The sequence below is a fragment of the Legionella sp. genome, assembly GCF_049790535.1.
GTDB lineage: Bacteria > Pseudomonadota > Gammaproteobacteria > Legionellales > Legionellaceae > Legionella.
The window spans coordinates 1-1,903 of record NZ_JBAQZB010000032.1; the positions used below are offsets into that span (position 1 = coordinate 1).

Below are 1,903 nucleotides of genomic sequence, written 5' to 3' on the forward strand. Positions count from 1 at the left end.
TCAACCCTGGCCTGTGTCCTGGTGGTTATGGGTATTTAATGAAAAAAGTGGTGGCGATACAGGGTGATATTGTATCAGTTACTTCTGAAGGTGTTTTTGTGAATCAAACGCTTATTCCTTTTTCAAAACCTAAGTTAAATGATGGGATGAATCGTACATTGCCTCAATGGCGAATTGTAAATTATCCGCTGCAAAAAGATGAAGTGATGACCATGACCAGCCAAAGCGAATGGTCCTTTGATGGTCGATACTATGGTCCTATTCGCACAGGGCTAATCAAAGGAGTGATCACAGCCGTATGGGTAAACGCTGGAGAAAAGCATGAATAAAGAAATTGCATTAATGGATGTGATTACTGCAAAACTGACCGATTTAGAAATTCCTGGTTTTATCACTGAAGTCATACTCATCGAGGCAGGCATTATGGGGGCATTTGTTGAGGATGCGCTCAGTGAAAATGATGCAATGGAGGCAGTTTATGACTAAAATACCTCATGAGCTTGTTGCCAAACAAATTATTGAACTACTACATCTATGCCGCAAATTATTGCAGGACTGACATTTAAATATTTTGCAAACACAGATTGGCTTAAACTTTTTCCTCTCTCCATTTAAATAATGTATTCCCTAATGTTCTAAGATGTTGAAAAGCACTTTGTTTTAATTCTTTAACCATTTCCAAGAAACGTGATAGTAAACGTTTGCATTCTTTCGCTGTGCAATGCTTCTTAGTTAATAGCTCATGCAACTGGTGTTTAAAATCATAAATTGCAGCAATCGCGGGTTGTTGTTTCAGATAACTGTCGCGCTTGCTTTGACGTAAAGCAGTCAGATTCTCGAGTTTAGTTTTCAAAGCAATGAGAGTCCCTCTTTGGTACTTCATTGTCGGATCAATTTGATGAAACGTTTGCATACTCAATTGATTGATAAGACGAATCACATGAAAGCGATCAGCCACAATCTTGGCATTAGGAAAATAACGTTTGACTAAAGACCGATAGCTACTGCTTAAATCAATACACACGACACGTACGCACTCTTTCCCTTCCAAAGCTTTAAAATAAGTCTCTAAATCACGGCCTGAACGACCTTTAACAATAGCAAATACCTTATGTTTGCTTAAATCACATAGTGTAGTGATATACCCTTGCTTCTTAGTAAAAGAGTGTTCATAAATACCTAATACACGAGGGCATAATGGTGTGGTAATCCGTTTTTCTTGACGCTCATAACCATAATGATACCAACGCTCTATCGTAGCTTTTCCAGTAGGAAAGTGGCGACTTAAATCCTTTTGGCTAACACTTTGTGTATGATGGTGAAATACTTCTTTATGCAAGCTCATTGGTGTAGAGCCGATTTTTCATAAATAAAGGACAGAGCTATTTAACTGAACATAGGCATGAAAGTCCCGAGTTACAATACGCATACGATAAGCGATTTGGACTACTTTTAAAGTAGGATTCGAGAGTTTGGGGCAGGTGCCTATTTTCGTATACTTCTACAATCTCTGACAATCACAGTTCGGATTGCCTAGTGGAGAGGATAAGATAGAGCCTCTTTATTATGAGCACGTCACTATGTTTTTTAGCTCTACCGAAAGACAATTTTTAATTAAATTAATTTATTTTTTAACATAAATAATGTACAGTAATACTTTTTTTAGCTCAATCTAGTTGAGTATAAAGTTTAATTGGAATAAAGATGAAACTTGAACTAAGAATACCCAAAAATTCAGACAATGGCTTTTTTGATACAAAGATTGTATATCAAGAGAAGAATTTTGAAACAACTCTAAATCAATTTTTTTCTTTACCATTATCTGCTGATTTTTTTGAAAAAGTAACGGAATTAAGTATTGTTTACGATGAGCAGTCTCTCCCTATACCCGAAGAAATCGCAG

At 36.6% G+C, this 1,903-nt stretch carries 3 protein-coding genes and 1 pseudogene; 3 read left to right on the forward strand and 1 reads right to left on the reverse strand.

Features of this window, described 5'->3' with window-relative positions; genetic code table 11:
- On the forward strand, nt 1-329 hold a 329-nt coding region (locus WA877_RS01460), incomplete at its 5' end, for a S26 family signal peptidase (RefSeq protein WP_425169169.1).
- Nucleotides 322-486, forward strand: coding sequence for a hypothetical protein (locus WA877_RS01465; RefSeq protein WP_425169170.1), 165 nt, complete (start codon nt 322-324; stop codon nt 484-486). The genes WA877_RS01460 and WA877_RS01465, both read left to right, overlap by 8 nt.
- Before the next feature lie 106 nt (nt 487-592).
- Here WA877_RS01465 and WA877_RS01470 read toward each other — a convergent pair.
- A pseudogene (locus WA877_RS01470) lies at nt 593-1,342 on the reverse strand (ISL3 family transposase); the annotation flags it as partial.
- A 362-nt stretch (nt 1,343-1,704) separates the two neighbouring features.
- On the opposite strand from WA877_RS01470, the gene WA877_RS01475 reads away from it, so the two are divergent.
- A partial coding sequence (locus tag WA877_RS01475) for a hypothetical protein (RefSeq protein ID WP_425169171.1) occupies nt 1,705-1,903 on the forward strand: 199 nt, incomplete at its 3' end.